Annotated in this window: 13 protein-coding genes; 11 read left to right on the top strand and 2 right to left on the bottom strand. The window is 73.6% G+C overall.

Annotated features, from left to right (window positions below; genetic code table 11):
* Window positions 1–6 precede the first annotated feature (6 nt).
* The 9 genes from ABZ948_RS00515 to ABZ948_RS00555 all read left to right on the top strand — a co-directional run bounded on the left by ABZ948_RS00515 (window position 7) and on the right by ABZ948_RS00555 (window position 13,641).
* On the top strand, window positions 7–1,557 hold the full coding sequence (locus ABZ948_RS00515) for a sugar ABC transporter ATP-binding protein (RefSeq protein ID WP_359755931.1): 1,551 nt from the start codon (window positions 7–9) through the stop codon (window positions 1,555–1,557).
* Entirely contained in the window at window positions 1,554–2,645 is a 1,092-nt protein-coding gene (locus ABZ948_RS00520; protein ID WP_359755933.1) for an ABC transporter permease, read from the top strand. Before ABZ948_RS00515 ends, ABZ948_RS00520 begins: the two co-directional genes overlap by 4 nt.
* Before the next feature lie 45 nt (window positions 2,646–2,690).
* Window positions 2,691–3,854: a substrate-binding domain-containing protein gene (locus ABZ948_RS00525; protein WP_359755934.1), complete on the top strand. Its 1,164-nt coding sequence runs from the start codon at window positions 2,691–2,693 to the stop codon at window positions 3,852–3,854.
* Between the two features lie 167 nt (window positions 3,855–4,021).
* Window positions 4,022–5,128: an NAD(P)/FAD-dependent oxidoreductase gene (locus ABZ948_RS00530; RefSeq protein ID WP_359755936.1), complete on the top strand. Its 1,107-nt coding sequence runs from the start codon at window positions 4,022–4,024 to the stop codon at window positions 5,126–5,128.
* Window positions 5,129–5,259: 131 nt separating this feature from the next.
* A complete protein-coding gene (locus ABZ948_RS00535) occupies window positions 5,260–6,663 on the top strand; it encodes a cytochrome P450 (RefSeq protein WP_359755937.1) in 1,404 nt (467 codons plus the stop codon).
* A 241-nt stretch (window positions 6,664–6,904) separates the two neighbouring features.
* Window positions 6,905–9,541 (top strand): class III lanthionine synthetase LanKC, encoded by a 2,637-nt coding sequence (gene lanKC, locus ABZ948_RS00540; protein ID WP_359755938.1) that lies wholly within the window; start codon window positions 6,905–6,907, stop codon window positions 9,539–9,541.
* The gene (locus ABZ948_RS00545) at window positions 9,538–9,684 is read left to right on the top strand and encodes a SapB/AmfS family lanthipeptide (protein ID WP_359755939.1); all 147 of its coding nucleotides are present in this window, start codon (window positions 9,538–9,540) and stop codon (window positions 9,682–9,684) included. Before lanKC ends, ABZ948_RS00545 begins: the two co-directional genes overlap by 4 nt.
* A 94-nt stretch (window positions 9,685–9,778) precedes the next feature.
* Window positions 9,779–11,524: an ABC transporter ATP-binding protein gene (locus tag ABZ948_RS00550; RefSeq protein WP_359755941.1), complete on the top strand. Its 1,746-nt coding sequence runs from the start codon at window positions 9,779–9,781 to the stop codon at window positions 11,522–11,524.
* Window positions 11,521–13,641 (top strand): ABC transporter ATP-binding protein, encoded by a 2,121-nt coding sequence (locus tag ABZ948_RS00555; protein WP_359755942.1) that lies wholly within the window; start codon window positions 11,521–11,523, stop codon window positions 13,639–13,641. Before ABZ948_RS00550 ends, ABZ948_RS00555 begins: the two co-directional genes overlap by 4 nt.
* Here the strand turns inward: ABZ948_RS00555 and ABZ948_RS00560 are convergent.
* Window positions 13,531–14,136 (bottom strand): response regulator transcription factor, encoded by a 606-nt coding sequence (locus ABZ948_RS00560; RefSeq protein ID WP_359755943.1) that lies wholly within the window; start codon window positions 14,134–14,136, stop codon window positions 13,531–13,533. The two genes, ABZ948_RS00555 and ABZ948_RS00560, sit on opposite strands and share 111 nt — an antisense overlap.
* A gap of 236 nt (window positions 14,137–14,372) precedes the next feature.
* Between ABZ948_RS00560 and ABZ948_RS00565 the strand changes: the two genes are divergently transcribed.
* Window positions 14,373–15,854, top strand: a complete 1,482-nt coding sequence (locus ABZ948_RS00565) for an MFS transporter (protein WP_359755945.1) — start codon at window positions 14,373–14,375, stop codon at window positions 15,852–15,854.
* 27 nt (window positions 15,855–15,881) lie between these two features.
* Here the strand turns inward: ABZ948_RS00565 and ABZ948_RS00570 are convergent, their stop codons facing one another.
* Window positions 15,882–17,870 carry a GDSL-type esterase/lipase family protein gene (locus tag ABZ948_RS00570; RefSeq protein WP_359755946.1) on the bottom strand — a complete coding sequence of 663 codons (1,989 nt, stop codon included), beginning with the start codon at window positions 17,868–17,870 and terminating at the stop codon, window positions 15,882–15,884.
* A gap of 242 nt (window positions 17,871–18,112) precedes the next feature.
* On the opposite strand from ABZ948_RS00570, the gene ABZ948_RS00575 reads away from it, so the two are divergent.
* Window positions 18,113–21,580, top strand: a complete 3,468-nt coding sequence (locus ABZ948_RS00575) for an NACHT domain-containing protein (protein ID WP_359755948.1) — start codon at window positions 18,113–18,115, stop codon at window positions 21,578–21,580.
* The last annotated feature ends 4 nt before the right edge of the window (window positions 21,581–21,584 follow it).

Consider the following 21,584-nt stretch of genomic DNA (forward strand, 5'->3'; position numbering starts at 1 on the left):
GTTCGGGTGCGCGACGCTCCCGACACCCCAGCGAAGGCGGCCTCGCCCTTCGGCCCGGAGCCCCTGGTCCGTGTCCGGGGGCTGGGCAAGCGGTTCGGCGGCACCGTCGCGCTGACCGGGGTCGATCTCGACGTCCACGCCGGCAGCGTCCTCGCCCTCCTCGGGCCCAACGGCGCCGGGAAGTCCACACTCATCAAGATCCTCGCCGGCGTCCACCAGGCCGACGCGGGCCAGATCACGGTCGCCGGGCACCCCCTGGGCAGCCCCGCCACCTCCCGGAGCATGTCCTTCATCCACCAGGACCTCGGCCTCGTGGACTGGATGACGGTCGCCGAGAACATCGCCCTCACCACCGGGTACGCGCGCCGGTCCGGGCTGATCTCCTGGCGGCGCACCCGTGAGGACTGCGTCGGCGCCCTGCGGATCGTCGCAGGGCACCTCGACCCCGACGCGCCGGTCTCCGCGCTCGCCCCCGCCGACCGCTCCCTGGTCGCGATCGCCCGGGCCCTGGCGGCACGCGCACGGCTCATCGTCCTCGACGAGCCGACCGCCCGCCTGCCCGCCGCGGACAGCGCCCGGCTCTTCCGCGTCCTGCACGACCTGCGCGCCCGCGGCCACGCCGTCCTCTACGTCAGCCACCGCCTCGACGAGGTGTACCAGGTCGCCGACACCTTCGCCGTCCTGCGCGACGGCCGGCTCGTCAGCCACGGCCGGCTCGCCGGCCACAGCCCCGCCCGCCTGGTCCGCGACATCGTCGGAGAGGAGGAGGAACCGGCCGCCCACCGCCCCGCCGGAGTCCCGGCCCGCGCACCGGCCGTCCTGACCCTCGACGGCGTCCGCACCGCCCGGACCGGACCGGTCGGCCTGGAACTCGCCGCCGGGGAGGTCCTCGGCCTGGTCGGCCTCTCGGACGCCGGGCACACCGACCTCGGCCGCGCCCTGGCCGGCGCCGGCCCCCTCCTGGGCGGACGGGCCCAGCTCCACGGACGGCCGTACCACCCCCGCACGGTCGCGGAGGCCGTCGCCCGCGGCGTCGGCTTCGTGCCCGGCGACCGGCTGCGGGAGGGCTGCCTCGCCGAGCTGACCGTGCGGGAGAACCTCCTCGCCAACCCCCGCGCGGGGGGCGGACCCGCGCCCCGCTGGATCGGCCCGCGCCGCGAACGCGCCCGGGCCGCCGCCCTGATCGACCGCTTCTCGGTGCGCCCCCGCGACACCGAGGCCCCCGTCGCCACGCTCTCCGGCGGGAACCAGCAGAAGGTCATGATCGGCCGCTGGCTCCGGGCGGACCTGCGGCTGCTGATCCTGGAGGAGCCGACCGCGGGCGTGGACGTCGGCGCCAAGGCCGCGATCCACCGCCTGCTCCGGGAGGCGCTGGAGGCGGGCCTCGCGGTCCTGCTGCTGTCCACCGACTTCGAGGAGGTCGTGAGCGTGTGCCGGCGCACCCTGGTCTTCGTGCGCGGGGCCGTGACGGCCGAGCTGAGCGGCCCCGCCCTCACCGTCGCCGGACTCACCCGGGCGGCCTCGGCCCTGCCCCCGTCCACCGCCCCGCGTCCATGACGCCGCCGCCCCGGCCGCGAAGCCGCCCCGGCCGTCCGCGCCGCCCGGGCGGGCACCACATCGGCGCCTACGGCCTGCTCGTCCTCACCGCCCTGCTCTGGCTGGTCTTCTCCCTCGCCCTGCCGGACACCTTCCCCACCCTGGACACCGTCGACTCCATCCTGTCCAACCAGTCGATCCCGGCCGTACTGGCGCTCGCCGCCATGGTCCCCATCGTCACCGGCGCGTTCGACCTGTCGATCGGCTACGGCCTCGGCCTCGCCCACGTGATGGTGATGCAGCTCGTGGTGCACGAGGGCTGGCCCTGGCCGCTCGCCTGCCTCACCGTGATCGCCGGAGGACTGGTGGCGGGTGTCCTCAACGGCGTCATCGTCGAGTTCGGCCGGATCGACTCCTTCATCGCGACCCTCGGGACCGGCAGCATGATGTACGCCGTGACCGGCTGGATCACCGACGGCGGCCGGATCGTCCCCGGCCCGCGAGGACTCCCGCCCGCCTTCACCGACCTCTACGACTCCACGTTCCTCGGCCTGCCGGTCCCCGCCTTCTACGTACTGGCCCTCGCGGCGGTCCTCTGGCTGGTGCTGGAGCGGCTGCCGCTCGGCCGGTACCTCTACGTCGTCGGCTCCAACCCCCGCGCGGCCGACCTCGTCGGCATCCCGACCCGCACCTGCACCGTCTACGCGTTCGCCGCCTCCGGGCTGATCGTCGGCTTCGCCGGGGTGCTGCTCGCCGCGCAGCAGCAGATCGGCAACCCGAGCGTCGGACTCGACTACCTGCTGCCCGCCTTCGTCGGCGCCCTCCTCGGCGCCACGGCGATCAGACCCGGCCGGCCCAACGCCCTCGGCACCGTCGTCGCCGTCGTCGTCCTCGCCGTCGGCCTCACCGGCATCGCCCAACTGGGCGCCGACTTCTGGACGGTCCCGCTGTTCCACGGCGGCACCCTGCTCATCGCCGTCGGCCTGGCCGGATACGCCGCCCGCCGCAGGCTGCGCGGCGGTGCCGCGGCCCGCGACGCCCCGGCCGCACCACCCCCGCCGCCGTCCGCCACGGCGGCGGAGGGCGGCCCGGCCGGCCCACCCCCCTGATCCCTCGCCACGCCCCGCCGCGTCGATCCCCCCACAGGAGCTCCCGTGCACCGCACCCGCAAGGCCGCCCCCGGAGTCCGCGCCGCGCGGCTCGCCTGCTGCGCCCTGCTGGCGGCGGCCACCGCCCTCCTCGGCTGCGAACGCGGCTCGTCGGACGGCCCGGACGAGACGGCGACCGGCCGGAACGGCTGCCCCGACGTGCACGCCCGGGCCCAGGACGCCGTCGCGCGGGCGGAGCGGGCGGACATCCCCTGGGGCGGACCCACCGGCGGCCCGGAGGCGGTGTCCGGCAAGACCATCGTCTACGTGGCCCAGACCATGACCAACCCCGGTGTCGCGGGCGCCGCGAGGGGCGTGCGGGAGGCCGCGCGGGCCATCGGCTGGAACGTCCGGGTGATCGACGGCGGGGGCACCCCGGCCGGCATCCAGGCCGCGATGAGCGAGGCCGTGGCCCTGAAGCCCTCGGGCATCGTCATCGGCGGCTTCGACCCCGACTCGACGGCGCAACAGGCCGCGCGGGCCAACGCGCAGCGCATCCCGCTCATCGGCTGGCACGCCGTCCCCGAGCCCGGCCCCAGCCGGCAGCCCGACCTCTTCACCAACGTCACCACCCGCGTCGAGGACGTCGCCCGCATCAGCGCGCAGTGGGTCATCTCCGACTCGGACGGCCGCGCCGGGGTGGTGCTCATCACCGACGCCTCGATCCCCTTCGCCAAGAACAAGTCCGACCTCATCGAGCAGGAACTGACGAGCTGTCAGGGAGTGCGGCTGCTCTCGGTGGAGAACATCCCGATCCCGGACGCGAGCAGCCGCACCCCGCGCGAGATCTCCTCCCTGCTCTCCCGGTTCCGGGACCGGTGGACCCACTCAGTCGCCATCAACGACCTGTACTTCGCCGACGCCGCTCCCGCCTTCCGCGCGGCGGGCGAGAAGGGCTCGGGCCCGCCCTTCAACATCGGCGCCGGCGACGGCGACCCGTCCGCGTTCCAGCGCATCAACAGCGGGCAGTACCAGGCCGCCACCGTGCCCGAGCCGCTCTCCCTCCAGGGCTGGCAGATCGTCGACGAGTTCAACCGCGCCTTCTCGGGCCGCCCCGCCAGCGGGTACGTGGCACCCGTGCACATCGCCACCGCCGACAACAGCGCCGGCGCCACGGCCTGGGACCCGGCGGGCTACCGGGAGGCCTACCGGAAGATCTGGGGGAAGTGACGGCCGGTCAACGTGCCGATCTCTTCACGGAACATGCACGGAACCTCGGGATCCCTTTAAGTTTCAAGCGCTACTGTCACCTTCAGTCGAGTGGCCGCCGGGGTCGATCCGAGCGGGGCCCGTCCGTGGCGGCACTCGCACCCCCCACCAGGCACAGGAGACTCGGTGTGTTCGACGGCGACGTAGTGGTGATCGGCGGCGGCTACGCCGGCGTCCGGCTGGCGAAGCGGCTGGACGGCACCGCCCGGGTCACCCTGGTGGACCGCAAGGAGGTCTTCTTCCACCGCATCGCCTCCCTGCGCGCCGGAGTACGGCCCGAGTGGACGCACACGCCCTTCATCCCGTACGACCGGCTGCTGCACCACGGCCGCGTGGTCGCCGGCAAGGCCGTCCGCATCGACACCGCCGAGCGGCAGGTCGCCCTCGCCACCGGCGAACGGCTGCCGTACGACGTGGTCGTGATCGCCACCGGCGCCGACTACCCCGAACCGGCCCGCTTCTCCGGCACCACCACCGAGGAAGCGGCCAAGTCCTTCGCCGAGCACCAGCGCAACATCGCCACCGCCGAGCACGTCCTCGTCGTCGGCGGCGGCCCCGGCGGCGTCGAACTCAGCGCCGAGATCCGCCTCGCCCGCCCCGACGCCCGGGTCACGCTCGCCCACGCCGGGACGGCCCTGCTCGACTCCACGGGCAGCGAGCGGCCGGGCCGCAGGGCACTCGCCTGGCTGGAGTCCCACGACGTGGAGGTCCGGCTCGACTCCTTCATGTCCCCCGGCAACGACTTCGGCACCTACCGCGACGCCCGCGGCACCGTCATCGAGGCCGACCTGTCCTTCTGGGCGACCGGCACCACCCCCAACACCCTCTGGCTCCGCCTGGCCGGACACGGCGACTGGCTCAACTCCGCCGGACACGTGAAGGTCGACCGCATGCTCCGGGTCGACGGCAAGCCCGACGTGTTCGCCGTCGGCGACGTCAACGACGCCACCGAACTCAAGATCACCCCCGCCGCCCTCGCCCAGGCGGACCTCGCCGCCCACAACATCCGCGCCTACCTGCAGAGTTCCGGCAGGCACCGCAAGGAGCCGCGCCTCTACCGCCCGATCCACCGCACCCCGCTCATCGTGCCGTTCGGCGCGACCGACGGGCTGACCATGCTGCCCGTGCCGGGCGGCGAGTCCGCGGTCCTCGGCAGCCGCACCACCACCCTGGCCAAGGCCAAGACCCTCATGACGCCCTACATGCGGCGTCAACTCGGCTACAGCGCCGCCTGATCCGCGACCGCGTCGCGCCGTCACCCACCCCCCTCGTTACCCACGGGTTCCGCCTGGGGTAGGGTCCCCACCGTTTCCGGCTACCGACTGATGGTGTGCCGGTACAGGGCGTGTCGGAGGGTGGCAAGACGATGGAATCCCAGTGGGGTGACGGCGGATCCGTGGACCTGGACGACACGCGGCTGGAGTCGCTCAGTCCCGAACCGCTGCTGACCCGCGACTACGAGACGCGGCCCGCGCTCGTGTACGAGCGGCTGCGGCAGCAGCACGGCCCGGTCGCGCCGGTCGACCTGCTGGGAGTGCCCGCCTGGCTCGTCCTCGGTTACCGCGAGGCGCTGCAGGTCCTCCAGGACGACGACGGCTGGCCCAAGGGACTGGAGAACTGGCGGGCCCGCTCGGAGGGCCGGGTGCCCGCCGACTGGCCGCTCGGACCGTCCCTGGAGGTCAACCACATCCTGATCCAGGGCGGCCCCGGCTACCGGCCGCTGCGCACCGCCTGGGACGTGGCCCTCAAGCCGTTCCAGGACCCGCGCCACCCCCAGGCCAAGCGCCTGAAGTCCGCCGTCGCCGCCTACGCCGACGAACTGATCACGCTGGTCGGCGAGGGCGGCAGGACCGGCGTGGCCGACCTGTCCGCGCAGTTCTCCCGGCCGCTGCCGCTGATGGTGGCCAGCCACCTGCTCGGCTTCCCCGGCTCGCAGGGCGACGACGCGCTGATGGACATGTGGCGCGTGCTCGACGCGGGCCCGGACGCCGAGGCCGCGCTGGAGCGCCTGCTGGCCACCCTGGCCGAACTCGCCGCCCTGAAGCTGGAGAAGCCCGGCGACGACTTCCCCTCCTACCTGCTGGCCGCGCACCCGGACCTGTCGCTCGACCACCTGGCCCGCGAGCTGTTCATGCTGCTCGGCATGACCTCCGACCACGTCGGCATCCTCATCTCCAACACCGTCGTGGAGGTCATCTCGGGCGAGGGCAGCGTACGCGCCAGCCTCTCCGCCGGCATGGTCCGGGAGAGCATGAACCGCGTCGTCATGCGCAAGCCGCCGCTGGTGAACTTCGTGCCGCGCTTCGCCGCCCGGGACACCCCGCTCGGCAACTACACGATCCACGCCGGAGACCCGGTGTGGGTCTCCTCCGCCGCCGCGCACGCCGACCCGCTCTTCGCCGACCACGTCGCCTCCGGCACCACCATCAGCACCCGGGCGCACCTGTCCTGGGGAGCCGGTCCGCGCCAGTGCCCGGCGCGGGAGCTCGCCTCCACGGTCGCGGCGGCCGGCGTGGGGCGCCTGTTCGAGCGGTTCGACCACCTCGACCTCGCCCTGCCCGCCGACCAACTGCCCTGGCGCTCCTCGCCGTTCATGCGCGGACTGCGCTCACTGCCCGTGCGGTACTCCCTCGCCTCGGCGCCGCCCCCGCGGCCGGTGACGGACGACCCCGCGCCGGAGGTGGCCCAGGAGGTCCTGCCGGACCCGTCGGCCCGGCAGCGGTCCTCGCTGTGGCGCTACCTGACGGGGCTGATCCGCGGCGGGCGCTGACCGCCGCGGCCGGTCGAAACCACCCGGGGCACCTCGTCGTTCCTCCCGGCCCCGGGGTGACGATCTCCCGCCGCACGCGTGACGAACGGAGGTGTTCCGCGGCGATCGACTCTGCCATCCTCGGTAGTGACCCCGGGTGAACGTTCCCCCCACGAAGTCCAGCCGGCTCCTCTCATCACAGGAGCCCATGGATCCGCCTTACGGGCACCGAGCCCCACCGGCAGAGACCCGGGAGACTCCCGTGGACATGCGCTACGAGGCGTTCTGCCTCATGGACCCGGACTTCTACGACACCCCGGCCCGCGCCAAAGGCCACAGCGACAGCTTCGAACAGGCCCGATGTCCGGCCCCCGACGGATGGGTACGGTCCGACCTGGAAAGCTGGGTGGTGCTCACCCCCGACGGCCTGGTGCTCCCGCCGCAGGGCTGGAAGATCCACGTGTCCGCCACCCCCGGCACGGCCCGGGACGTCCTGGCCACCGTGTGGGACTACTGCGTCCCCGCTCGTGTCGCCTTCAAGTTCCTGCCGAGCGAGGACCACCTCCTCCTCGCCAACGCGAAGTACGCCCCCCGCGGCTCCAGCGGCAAGTTCGTCACGATCTACCCGGCCGACGAGGCCCAGCTCGAAACGGTCCTCCACGAGCTGGGCCCCGTCCTGGCGGGCCGTCCGGGCCCCTACATCCTCAGCGACCTGCGCTGGGGGGACGGCCCGCTGTACGTCCGGTACGGAGGGTTCGCGGTCCGGACCTGCCTGTCGCCCGAGGGCGAGCTGGTGCCGGCGATCGAGGACCCCTCCGGCCGGCTCGTGCCCGACGTGCGCGGACCGGTGTTCCGCGTGCCCGACTGGGTGACCCTGCCCGCCTTCCTCGAACCGCACCTGGCCGAACGGAACCGGACGACCGTCGCCGACCTGCCCTACCGCATCGAGAGCGCCCTGCACTTCTCCAACGGCGGCGGCCTCTACACCGGCCACGACCTGCGGACCGGACAGCGGGTCGTACTCAAGGAGGCCCGCCCCCACGCCGGGCTCACCCTGGACGGCGCCGACGCCGTCACCCGGCAGCACCGCGAGCGGGACGCCCTCGAACGGCTGCGCGGACTGGACTGCGTGCCCGCCCTGCTCGACCACTTCGTCCTCGGGGAGCACCACTTCCTGGTCGAGGAGTTCGTCGAGGGACCGACCCTCAACAGCCTCTTCGTGGAACGCTGCCCCCTCGTCCTGCCGGAGACCACCGACATGGACACCGGCGGCTACACCGCCTGGGTCCTCGACATGCTGGACCAGGTCGAGCGCGCCGTCGACGCCGTGCACGCCAGGGGCCTGGTCGTGGGCGACCTCCACGCCGACAACATGCTGGTCCGCCCCGACGGCCGTCTCGTACTGATCGACTTCGAGGGCGTCGCGGAGATGACCGACCGGACGAGCCAGCGCCTCGCGGCCCCGGGCTTCGTGGTCCCGCGCGACCTGACCGGTCCCGACATCGACCGCTACGCACTGGCCTGCCTGCGCCTCTTCCTCTTCCTGCCGCTCACCAACCTGTTCCCGCTCGACGCGGGCAAGGCACGGCAGCTCGCCGAGGAAGCCGCCCGGACCTTCCCCGTCCCCCCGGGGTTCTTCGACGACGCCGTCCGCACCATCGCCGGGAACGGCACCGGCGTAGGCGCGGGCACCGGCACCCCGCGGCGGCTGGAACCGGACCGGCACAGCTGGCCGCGCACCCGCGCGTCCCTGGCCGACGCCATCCTGGCGGCCGCCACACCCGAGCGCGACGACCGGCTCTTCCCGGGCGACGTCGAGCAGTTCACCGTGCCGGGCGGGGGCCTGGGCCTGGCGCACGGCGCGGCAGGGGTGCTCTACGCGCTGGACACGGTCGGCGCCGGCCGCCGCCCGGACCACGAGGAGTGGCTCGTACGCCACGCCCTGCACCCCGAACCCGGGGCGCGCCTCGGCCTCTACGACGGCCTGCACGGCGTCGCCTACGCGCTCGGCCACCTCGGCCACCGCGAGGAGGCGACGAAGGTCCTCGACATGTGCCTGGGCGAGCAGTGGCAGCAACTGGGGCTCGACCTGCACGGCGGCCTGGCCGGGATCGGCCTGAACCTCCAGCACTTCGCCGCGGCCACCCAGGACCCCGCGTTCCGGGACGCCGCCTTCACGGTGGCGGCCCTCGTCGCCGACCGTCTGGGCGCGGCCGACGACACCCGGGACGACACCGCCGAGACCCCGACGGCCGGGCTGCTGCACGGCTCGACCGGACCGGCCCTGATGTTCCTGCGGCTGTACGAACACACCGGCGAGCCGGAACTCCTCGACCTGGCCGGCACGGCGCTCCGGCAGGACCTGCGCCGCTGCGTCCTGCGCGAAGGAGGGTCCATGGAGGTCGACGAGGGCTGGCGCACCCTGCCCTACCTGGGGACCGGCAGCGCCGGGATCGGCCTCGTGCTCGACGACTACCTGGCCCACCGCCAGGACGACACCTTCCGCGCGGCGTCCGCCGCGATCCGCACGGCGACCACGGGCCGGTTCTACATCCAGTCCGGGCTCTTCCAGGGCCTGGCGGGAATGATCCTCTGCCTCAGCCGGCCACACCCCCCGGGCACGGCCGCGCAACGCGACCCGGTCGTCGCCGGGCACATCCGCCGCCTGTCCCGCCACGCGCTCGCCTACCGGGGCCACCTGGCCTTCCCGGGCGAGCAGCTCATGCGGCTCTCCACCGACCTGGCCACCGGCAGCGCCGGAGTCCTGCTCGCCGTCGGCTCCGCGCTCCACACCAGCCCCGTACGGCTGCCGTTCCTCGCTCCCAGCGACCGGCGGAACGCGCCGCACGGCACAGTCCCCCCGTCCCGACGAGGTGAGGGAGGAGGTGAATCCTCATGACGCTCCTCGAGCTGCAGGCCATGGATCCCACCGTCGCCACCGGCGGAGGCAAGGGCCCCAAGGGCAGGCACAGCCAGCTCAGCATCACGCTCTGCGCGGGCGGCGCCAGCAACCTCAGCGCGCTGCTGTGCAGCGGCAAGTGACCGCCACGCGGGGGCGCCCAGTGCGTCCCCGCCCCACTGTTGTCCTCGATTCCGTCTCCCTCGATCCCACGGCACCGGACGGCCGGGAGGAACCATGATCCTGCGCGCGCCGGACCGCCTGCTGCTGGCGTCAGCCCGGCGGGGCGGCGTCTGGGTGGGCGTCACGGCGGTCACCTCGCTGCTGCTCACCGGTGCCACCCTCGCGCTGCCGCTCGTCATGGGCCGCACCCTGGACGCCGTCCTCGGCCACGGGGACGTGGCGCGGTGGCTCGCCCTGAGCGGTGCACTGGTCTTCGTCCTGGTGGCCGTCGACGCCGTGGACGATCTCGTCGGGCAGGCGGCCGAGGCCCGGTCGACCGCGTGGCTGCGGCACACCCTGCTGCGGCACGTGCTGGCCCTGGGCACCCGGGCCACCGACAGGTTCCCCCCGGGAGACCTGGTGAGCCGGCTGGTCGGCAACGCCGCCCGGACCGGGAACGCCGCGTCCGGCCTCGTGTGGATCGTCATGGCCGTCGTCCCCCCGCTCGGCGCGATCGTCGCCCTGGCCCTCATCGACCCCTGGCTGTGTCTCACCTTCCTCGCGGGCATGCCGGTCCTGGTCCTCCTCGTGCGGGCCTTCCTGCGTGACATCTCCGACGCCGGCGAGGGCTACTTCCGGGTGCAGGGCACCATCTCCGCGCGGCTCGTCGACGCCCTGGGCGGCATCCGCACGATCACCGCGGCGGGGACCCTCGACCGCGAGACCCGACGGGTCCTCGAGCCCCTTCCCGAACTCCACCGGCACGGACTGGGCATGTGGAGCGCCCTCGCACGGATCTCGGCACGCGGAGACCTGATCGTCCCGCTGCTGGTGGTCGCCGTCCTGGCGGTGGCCGGGCTGGGGCTCACCCAGGGGCGCATCACACCCGGGGAGGTGCTCGCGGCGAGCGAGTACGTGGTCATGGCCGCCGGCGTCGGCGGTGTGATGTCGTCGCTGAACCAGCTGGCCCAGGCCCGCTCGACGGCCGCGCGGGTCGCCGAGGTGATCGCCGAACCGCCCGTGGCGTACGGGCACGAGCGGCTCCCCGAGGGGCCCGGACGGCTCCAATTCCGAGGCGTGACCGTCCGGGGCGCGGACGGCCCCGTCCTGAGCGGCCTCGACCTGACGATCCCCGGCGGCGCCCTCGTCGCCGTCGTCGGCCGCTCCGGGTCCGGCAAGTCGCTGCTGGCCGCGCTGGCCGGGCGCCTCGTCGACCCGGACGAGGGCGAGGTCCTCCTCGACGGCGTGCCGCTGCGCCGCCTCGCCCGCGAGGAGCTCAGGCGGGCCGTGGCCTACGGCTTCGAACGCCCGGTGCTGCTCGGCGAGACCTTCGCCGACGCCATCGGATTCGGGCCGCGCACCCCGTCCCCCGGGGAACTGACCGCGCAGGCCAGGGCCGCCCGGGCCGACGCGTTCATCCGCCGCATGCCCGCCGGGTACGCGAGCCGCGTCGCCGACACCCCGATCTCCGGCGGGGAGGCGCAGCGGGTCGGGCTGGCCCGGGCGTTCGTCCAGGCCGGGCGGGTGATCGTCCTCGACGACGTCGCCGCCAGCCTCGACACCGTGACCGAGCACCACATCAGCCGGGTGCTCACCGGCGCGCTCGCCGACCGTACGCGTCTCATCGTGACCCACCGGACCGCCACGGCCGACCGGGCGCAGCTCGTGGTCTGGCTCGCCGGCGGCCGGGTCCGGGGGCAGGGGACGCATCGCGACCTGTGGGCGGACCCCGAGTACCGGGCCACGTTCCAGCCGTTCTCCGACACCGGGACCTCCGGCACCGGGACTCCGGTCCGCACGGCCGTGGGGGGTGCCCGGTGAGCCGGCGGTCCGTCCGTATCCTGCGCTCCTCGCTGAGCCGCCGGCGCCGGGAGTACGGGCGGCTCGTCGCCTGGTCGGTGGTGCAGGCCGTGCCCGCCTTCCTCTCCGGGTGGATCGTCGCCCGCGCCGTCGACCGCGGTTTCCTCGCCGACCGGCCGGCCACCGGCTTCCTCTGGCTGGGCGCGCTGGCCGTCGCCTACGTGGTGGGCGCCTGGGCGACCCGGCACGCCGTGCTCGGCCTCGCCGCGCTCATCGAACCCTTCCGCGACGAGCTGACCACCCTCGTGACCGAGGGCACCCTGAACCGGTCCGCCCGGCTGGGCGAACCGGCCGACACCGCCGGGGTGGCGCGGCTCACCGAGCACGTGGAACGGGCCCGGGACGCCTACGGCGCGATCGTGCTGTTCGTCCAGGGCTTCCTGGTCACCGCCGTCGGCGTGCTGCTGGGCCTGGCCGGCCTCGACGTCATGCTGGTCCTCCTCGTCCTGCCTCCGCTGCTGCTCGGGCTCGCCCTGTTCGCCGCGGCGCTGCGGGCGATGGCCGCGCGTCAGCGGGAGGTCATCCTGGCGGACGAGCGCATCGCCGAGACCACGGGCGCCCTGACCGGCGGGCTGCGGGACGTGGTGGCCTGCGGCGCCGAGGACCGGGTCGGGGCGGCGGCCGGCGCGCACGTCGACGACGCGGCACGCGCCACCCTGTCGCTGGCCCGCCTCACCGCCGTACGGACCGCGGCGCTGGGCATCAGCGGCTGGGTGCCCCTCCTGCTGATCCTGGTCGCGGCGCCCTGGCTCGTGCGCAACGGCGTGACGGCGGGCGCGATCCTCGGCGCGGTGACCTATGTGTCGCAGGCACTCCAGCCGGCCCTGCAGGGTTTCGTGCAGGGGCTCGGCAGCAGCGGACTGTGGCTCCTCGTCACGGTCGGCCGGATGGCCGAGGTCGCGGCGGACTCCCGGCCCGAACCGGCACAAGGTCACACGGCGTCCCGCCCCGGGGAGCCCGAAGCCGGACTGCCGGTGGCCCGAGCCGGAGTGCCGGTGGCCCGGGGCGGCGCCTGCCGTGTGGACGTGCGCGGTCTCACCTTCGCCTACGCCCCGTCCGCGGACCCGGTGATCCGCGACCTGAACCTTCTCCTGCGGCCCGGTGAGCACCTCGCCGTGGTCGGCCCGAGCGGCGCGGGGAAGTCCACCCTGGCGGCCCTGATCGCCGGGGTGCTCGAACCGCAGGCCGGGCAGGTATACCTCGATGACCTGCCCGTCCGTGCTCTGGTCGGCCGCGGCGAGGGTCTGGCCCGGCACCGCGTCCTGATCCCCCAGGAGGCGTACGTCTTCGCCGGCACGCTGGCGGAGAACCTCGCCTACCTGGTCCCCGGAGCGCCCCGGGCCGACCTGGAGTCCGCGGTGCGCGCCGTCGGCGCCGCGCCCCTCGTCGAGCGCCTCGGCGGCTACGACGCACAGCTGGACCCGAGGCGCCTCTCGGCCGGTGAGCGGCAGCTCGTCGCGCTGGCCCGCGCCCTGCTCCCGGCGCCCCGGCTGACGCTGCTGGACGAGGCGACCTGCCACCTCGACCCGCTCGCCGAGGCCGTCGCCGAGGACGCCTTCGCCCGCGGCCCGGGCACCCTGATCGTCGTCGCCCACCGCATCAGCTCCGCGCTGCGGGCCGACCGCGTCCTGGTCATGGACGGCACACGGGTCGCCCTCGGCACCCACGAACAGCTGATGACCGAGTCGTCGCTCTACCGCGACCTGGTCGGCCACTGGGGCGCGGCCGGCGCGGGCCCCAGCGGCGCCTCACCGGAGGGCGGCGCTTCCCCGGGCAGCGGTACCGGGACGGCGCGGCCGACGGCCGGGGCGATGGCACGGGCCGGGATGGCCGCCGTGCTGCGAACGACCGCGGAGCGTATCTCGGGGCGCGCGCGAACGCCCCGGAGGGCACGCACGAAGCCCGGAAGGCCCGTAGGGGAGTCCGGAGGGCCCGTACGGAAGCCCGGAAGGCCCGTACGAGAGCCCTCACACCCAGCCCGACTCCCGGGCGATCCGGATCGCGTCGATCCGATTACGTCCCCCCGTCTTCCGCGTGATGGCGGTCAGGTGATTACGCACCGTCGCCACGGACAGTGACAGCCGCTCGGCGATCTCCCGCGTGGGCGTGCCGTCGGCGGCCAGCCGCAGCACCTCCACCTCGCGCGGCGTCAGCGGGTTCTCGCCCGCGTTCAGCGCCACCAGCGCGAACTCCGGGTCGATGAACCGCTGCCCCCTGACCAGCTTGCGGACACCGTGGACCAGGCGGTCCGCCGGGGCGTTGGTGCAGATGACGCCGGCGGCGTGCAGCCCGAGCAGCCGGCGCAACCGCTCGGGCGTCGTCGAGGCCATCAGCAGCAGCATCCGGCACTCCGGGAGCCGGGCCCGCAGCTCGCCGCGCGCGGCGAGTTCCTCGCCCTCCCTGGAGTCCACGTCGATCACGACCACGTCCGGACGGCACGACACGGCGCGGGCGAGAACCTCACCGTTGCCCTCGGCTTCGGCGACGACCTCGATGTCGTCCTCACGTGACAGGAGAGCGGCGAACGCTCCCCGCACCAGGCGGGTGTTCTCGACGAGAAGAACGCGGATCAATGTCGCTCCCACTCGGCTGTGCGGCCCCCGTACCCGCTCCGACGTGCTCCGGCCCCTGCGCACCTCCTAGAACGGATTATCACCCCCCATGTCGGGAATTTCAGGCCGACGTTGATCGAGTGGTGAGGTCGCGGGCGCGGGCATACCGTCGAACGGTGGACACCGCAGGCAGCAGCCCGCAGCCGGCCTCACCACAGACGACCACCACCAGGGAACCCGGTGGTGGCGGAAGCGCGATGGCACTCTTCGTCCTCGCCTCGTGCCAGCTGATGGTGGTCCTCGACATCACCATCGTGAACATCGCGCTGCCGCACATCCAGAGCGCGCTGGACTTCTCCACCACGAGCCTGTCGTGGGTGGTGAGCGCCTACACCCTCACCTTCGGCGGCCTGCTGCTGCTCGGCGGCCGGGCCGGCGACATCCTGGGCAGGCGGCGCGTCTTCATCTTCGGCGTGCTGCTGTTCGTGCTGGCCTCCCTGCTCGGCGGGTTCGCCCAGAACTCCGGCCAACTCCTCGGCGCCCGCGCCCTGCAGGGCGTCGGCGGCGCCATCGCGTCCCCCACCGCCCTCGCCCTGATCAGCACGACCTTCCGCGAGGGGCCGGAACGCAACCGCGCCTTCGGGGTCTTCGCCGCGGTCTCGGCCGGCGGTGGCGCGATCGGCCTGCTCGCGGGCGGGATGCTGGTGGAGTGGCTGAACTGGCGGTGGGTGCTGTTCGTCAACGTGCCCATCGGCCTGCTCATCGTGCTCGCCACACCCAAGTGGATCAGGGAGTCCGAACGCCACCCCGGCCGCTTCGACCTCAGCGGCGCGCTCACTTCCACCGTGGGCATGGTGCTGCTCGTCTACGGGTTCATCAGGGCCGCGGACGACGGCTGGCGGGACGCGCTCACGCTGGCCTCGTTCGCCGGGGCGGTCGTGCTGCTCGCGGCGTTCATCCTGATCGAGCGGCGCTCCAGACAGCCCATCACGCCCCTGCACATGTTCGCCGACCGCAACCGCGCGGGCACCTACGGCATCATGCTGTGCCTGGCCGCCGCGATCTTCGGCATGTTCTTCTTCCTCACGCTCTTCGTGCAGAACGTGCTGGAGTTCAGCCCCATCGAAGCCGGCCTCGCCTTCCTGCCGGTCAGCGCGGTCATCGCGATCGGCGCCGGACTCGCCTCGCGGTTCCTGCCCGTCTACGGGCCGAAGCCGTTCATGGTGCTCGGCGCGATCCTGGCGGCGACCGGACTGGCCTGGCTCACCCTGACCGACGTGCACTCCACCTACGCGGGCAGCGTCCTCGGCCCGATGCTCGTCTTCAGCCTGGGCATGGGCATGGAGTTCGTGTCGCTGACCCTCATGGCGCTGTCCAACGTGCCCACCCCCGAGACCGGCGCGGCCTCCGGACTCCTCAACGCCACCCAGCAGGTCGGCGGTTCCCTCGGCCTGTCCATCCTGGTCACGATGTACGGCACGGCCAGCGCCAACGAGGCGGACGAACAGATCCCGGCCTTCCTCCAGCAGGCCACCCCGGCCGAACGCCTGCGGTTCGAACGCACGGAACAACTGCCCAAGCCCTGGTCCGACGAGATCCTCACCGCCGGCGTCTCGGCCTCCTTCATCATGGCGGCCATCTTCACCGCCGTCGCCGCCCTGATCGCCCTGATCGTCATCCAGGTCCGCCCCTCCGACCTGGAGCGCCTGAAGGGCGGGGCGGGCCCCGGCCCGATGTGAGGCCCGCCCCGGCCGTCCGGCCCCCGCCTACCCCCCGATCCTCGCCGCGATGACCGGAGCGAGCCGGTCGGCGATGACCCGGTGCCCCCGGTCGTTGGGGTGCACGGAGTCCGTCAGGTCGCCCGCCCCCAGCCAGCCGGTCGTGTCGACGAAGGAGACCCGGGCGTCACCCCCGGCGACGGCGGCCCGGACGGCGGCCTCGGTCTGCGGGACGTACCGCCCGCGGAACGTCTCCAGCGCGAAGATCCACGCCTGCGGGTAGGCGGCCCGGACCTTGCGCAGCAGACTGCTGTACGCCGACTGGAACTGCGTGGAACTCACCCCGTGGCCCACGTCGTTGGTGCCGAGGTTGATGACGACCGCGTCGGCCCGGTAGCGGGAGAAGTTCCAGTCGGGCGTCGCCGCGTTCGGGTTGAGCTTGGTGAACTGCCGCTCCAGCCCCACACAGCCGTCCGCCGCCGCCACCAGGCACGCGCCGCCCTGCGCGATCTGCGTGTGCTCGGCGCCCAGCCGCTCACCGATCAGCCAGCCGTACGCGGTACGGGCGTTCTGCGAGGTCGTGGTGCCCACGGTGATCGAGTCGCCGACGAACTCGATCAGCCGGGCCGGCGAGGGAGGGGCGAAGGTCGTCGCGCCGCTGTCGAGGACCAACCCCTGGAAGACGGCGTCGCCCTTGTAGGAACCCGCGACCACTTGGTAATTGACCTGGAGCGTGTGGTTGCCGGAGGCCAGGGGCGCCGGGGTCAGGTCCACCGTCCCCTTGACGTCGTCGTAGAACCTCACGGGCCCGTTGTCGATCCGCGCCCACAGGTCGATCGTGCCCCGCTGCTTCAGCTTGACCGTCCGTCCGGTGAAGCCGGCCCGGTAGTAGGCGCCGGCCCAGTACGGGGTGTAGGCGGTGGCGGAGCTGGTGGTGTCCCAGCGGCCGAAGAACTTGATGTTCGGGTCGCCGGGCTGCCCGGGAGCGGCGGCCCGCGCCGTGGCGCCGCTGCCCAGCCGGGCGGCGAGGACCGGGGCCAGACGCTCGGCGAACCTGGTGTGCCCCGCCTCGTTGGGATGCCCGTTGCCGTCCTCGTAGTGGGTGCCGTCGGTGAGCCAGCCGGTGGTGTCGACGTAGTGCACCCGGGCGTCACCGGCGCCGTTGCGGGCACTGACGGCGGCCCTGGTCTCGGTGACGTAGCGCTTCTTGAGCGTCTGCACCGCGAAGAGGTGCGCGGTGGGGTACTTGGCGCGCACGTCCCGCAGGAACGCGGTGTACGCCGACTGGAAGTCCGGGCCCGGGACGCCGTGCCCGATGTCGTTGGTGCCGAGGTTGACGACGACCGCGTCGGCCCGGTAGCGGGAGAAGTCCCAGTCCGTGCCGCCGGTGCTGCCCGCCTTGAAGAACTGCCCGCTCAGTCCGGTGCACCCCGACCGGGCGACCAGGCAGTACCCGGACCGGGCGATCCGCGTGTGCCGCATGCCCAGCCGCTCGCCGGTCTTCCAGGCGTACGAGTCCAGTGCCAGCCGGTCGGTGAGGGCACCCGCGGTGATGGAGTCGCCGACGAACTCCACCAGCCGGGACGGGGCGCTCGCCGCGACGGTCCGCGCGCCGGAGTCCAGGACCAGGCCCTGGAAGACGGTGTCGCCGGAGCGGTACGACAGACGCAGGGTGTGCGTGCCGGGGGAGAGCGGACGCGGGGTGAGGTTCACCGTGCCGCGCACGCCCGCGTGGAAGACGTCGGGGCCGCCGTCGATGCTCGCGTAGAAGTTGACCGCGTTCCTGGCCCTGACCTTCACGGTGGTGCCGGTGAAGCCGGTCTGGAGGTAGGCGCCGGTCCACTGGGGCACGGCCGTGGTCCCCGAGGAGACGTCCCAGCGTCCGACGTACGTGATGTTCGGGTCGGACACCGAGCCGTCCCCGGCCGCGGCGTGCGCGGGCGAGCCGCCCGTCCACGACAGCAGGCAGGCCAGGAGCACGGCCGTGAGGAGGGCGGGCAGGACGCGTCTGGGGGAGGGGTGGGGGGAGGTCTGCACGGGGTTCCCTTCACGTGGGGGGTGGCTGGGAGCGCTCCCATGAGCAGCCTCTCGAGAGAAGCAGTGAAACGGTTCAACGTCAAGTGATCTGACAGAGACGGGAGTTGACCGGGCGGCACCGCGGTGCGCGGACGGCTCGCGACGCCGCGTACGGCCGGGTGGCGGGTGCCCGGGGCGCTTCCGTCGGGTGAATCCGGGCCGCGTCGGCGCCCGGAACCCCGCTCGCGCGGAAACCTCACAGGGTGAACGGTGGTACGCGCGCTCCCCAGACCCCCGCCCCGCCGCGCGGAGGAGGACTGTCCCGGCGGCTCCGGCAAGCCCTGCGCGACGGACTCGGCGTCCGCCGCGCACTGCACCGGCACCGTCTGATGCGCCAGGGCTACGACCGCACCCGCACCTGGCGCATCCGCAAGAGCGGCGGGTACGTGACACTGCTGGCGCTGACGTTCCTCGGCGCGCTGCTCCTGCTGTTCCTGGCCGTCACGGCTCTCATCACCCTGCCGCAGGAGAAGAGCTTCAAATCCCCCGTCAGATGGGTCGAGACCCAGTGCCGCGCACCGGACGGGTTCAGCTGCACCGTCCTGCAGTCCCTCTTCATGCCGTTCCTCACCCTCGCCCTGGCCACCGTCACCTACCTGTTCTTCCGGTTCAGCCACGTGCGCCGGGCCTATCTGCGCAAGGCACGCCTGGAGCCCCACGAACTCGTGGAGACCGCCGGCGGCATCTTCGGCCGGGTCGTCGGCCGGGACCAGCTCTGCTCCGTGCTGATGGAGGACCTGCGCGACCGCCGCTTCCGCCGGACGCACGTCGTCGTCGGCGGCATCGGCACCGGCAAGACGGCGCTGGTCGTGCTGCTGACGCAGCGGCTCGCCGAGCGCGGGGCGGTGCCCGTGCCGCTGCGGCTGCGCGCCGCCGAGAAGGACCTGGACTTCCGCGAACTGGCCTTCGAACGCTTCTGCCGGGAGGTGCAGGGCCACATCCGCTCCGGCGCCGAGGCGGAGAAGGTGTGGCGGCGCCTGTGCCAGCAGGAACGGATCGTCGTCCTCGCGGACGGCCTGGACGAGGCGCTGACCGCCGAGGACCTGGCGGAGGAACGCGACACCATCATCCGGCTGGCCATCCGCCGCGCCAACGACGAAGGCCTGCCGCTGATCATCACCTCCCGGCCGCACGACTCGCTGCGCGGCATGGAGGCCTCCCTCACCGAGCTGGAACCGCTCAGCGAGGAGGCGGCCCTCACCTACATCTCGTCCGGCGGCGCCGGGGAGGACCGGCAGCGACTCGACTGGATCGTCGAGCGGGCCGGCATCGCGGAGGCCCCCACCTACCTGGAGATCGCCGCCGAACTGCACGAGCAGGGACTTCTGGAGCGCGCCCTGTCCGGCCCCGCGGAGGAGGAGGCCGTCGAGACGCGGGGCGGTGACCGGGCGTCCCTGCGGTTCCACCTGTTCGAGACCTGGCTCGGCGCCCTCATCAGCGGCCGCTTCCAGCCCCACCTGCCGCTCTCCACCGAGGACCGCCGCTCGACCGTCCACTACCTGTCCGCGCTGGCCTGCGTGGGACTCGCCCTCGACACCTCCGAGGTGCGGTTCGCGGACGTCGTCGACGAGCAGGACCCGGCCCGCTCCCGCTTCCCCGAGATCGTCCGGGAACTGGCCCGCCGGGTCGGCGACAGCGGCATCGACCTCAGGCTCGCCGCCCACTGGGGCGCCCGGATGGAACTGGTCGAACTCGGCGGGGACCGCGTCCGCTTCCAGCACAGCGTGATCCAGGCCCAACTGGGGGCCCGCTTCCTCAACGCGGTGATCCACCCGGACGTCCCCACCCAGCCGGCGGAGGGCCGCTACTTCCCGGCGGCCCTGGTGAGACCCGGCCGGGAACTGCTGATCGCCATGGTGCTGCACTCCCGGCTCCCGGACGGCGCGTGCATCCACGAGGAGCCGGGCGCCACCGGCCCGGACGGCACGCGATGGTGCCCGGTGAGCGCCGCCCGGGACCTCCTGATGGAGGCCGCCTGCCAGGCGCAGACGGTCCGCGACACCTGCCCCGACACCAACGACGACAAGCACGAGCCGCGCCCCCTCTTCGGCCGCACCCTGCACAGCAAGGCCCTGGAGCTCTACGCCGCCGCCCTGGAGATCGACAGCGTCGACGCGGAGCCGGAACAGCACCTGATCGCCATGCGGCTGTGCACGGCCTGGCCGGACCTGCGGGCCCGCGACCCGCACACCCTGCGCACCGCGAAGGCCCTGCTCGTCACCCGCTTCGGCGAGGCCATGCGCTCGGTCGCCCAGCGGCAGACGCTGCAGCCCGCCTACCTGGAACTGTTCGAGATCGCCCGCCTGGAGTCCTCGTACCCGGTCCGGCTGGCCATCGCCCAGGAGATCGGCGCCGGCGGCGACCTGGCCTTCGCGGCGCTCCAGCCCCGGCTGCGCGGACCACAGGTCGTCGAGGGCCTGCGCGTCGAGCGGGAGCCCGACTGGCAGGAGAAACTGTGGGGCGGGCAGCAGCCCGAACGGGTGGGGGAGTGGGAGACCAGGGAGCGCCGGCGCGGCGAAGGCCAGGTCGCGCGGCTCAAGAGGGAGCTGAAGGAGCGTGAGGAGCAGCGGCGTCAGGAGCGCCGGCGCGAGCGCGAGGACCGTGAGGCCGAGGAACGGCAGTGGCGGGACAACACCCTCTGCGCCTGGCTGATCCCCCTGCTCGTCGGCTCCGTCACCACCCACCGGCACCAGGACACGCCGTACGCCTTCCTGGAGAGCTGGGTGCGGCGCGTGGGCATCCCCGAGGACAGCCCCGACGCGCACGCGGGACTCGACCTCAACGTGGAGGTCGCGCTCGCCCAGGGCTTCAAGTACGCCGCGAACCGCCGGCACCGCCACCCGCACGCCCGGCCGGAGGCCCGCGAGTACCTGAGCGAGCAGGCGTGGGACATGCTCAAGCGCACCCGGTTCTGGTTCACCCGCCTCACACTGCTGCACGCGCTGACCCTGTGGGACCTCCCCGACGGCGCCACGGCCGGGTTCCCCTCGCGGGGCCACGGCTCCGACCCCGCGCAGCAGGTCCGTCAGTGGCTCGCCCGGCCCGACGACGAACCCGAGCACCCGTTCGTGACCGCCGCCGGGAAACTGTGCGTCTGGGCGCTGGAGACCCGGCAGCCCGAACGGTTCCTGTGGATCGACGAATCGGGCGTCGCCGCCCACGTCGGCTCCCAGACGTCCCGGGGCGAGGCACGCAAGCACAACCTCTGGATCCCGCCGTCCACGGGCTGGAGCGCCCTGCACCCGAGCGCGCAACAACTCCTCGCCGACGTGCTGCTGCTGTTGAACCTGGCCGAACGGGGCGACTGGCCCACCGACCGCATCCGACGCCTCCGGCACACCGCCCGGCCGGACCTGCCGCCCTGCCTCACCCTGGACCGCACGCCCCTCGACCCCGGCCGCACCGCCGTCCGCACGCCCACCTCCCAGGCGGGCTCCAACTGCCGCGACGACTGCGCCTTCGAACTGTGCCCGTACCCGCCCAAGGGCCTCGACGGCCAGCGCGTGGAACTGGGCGAGGCCTTCTGCCGCGCCCAGTCCACCCTGCTGTCCCGCTCCCGCTCCCCCCTACGCCCCAAGGCCCCCTGGCAACGCCGCACCCACCTCGGCGAACTGCGCCGGTTCTGGGAGGCCATGGGGCATCGGGCTCAGCACAATTCCAGGACGCGGTGAGCGG

Origin of the sequence: Streptomyces olindensis, assembly GCF_040645895.1 — a bacterium.
Lineage (GTDB): Bacteria > Actinomycetota > Actinomycetes > Streptomycetales > Streptomycetaceae > Streptomyces > Streptomyces olindensis.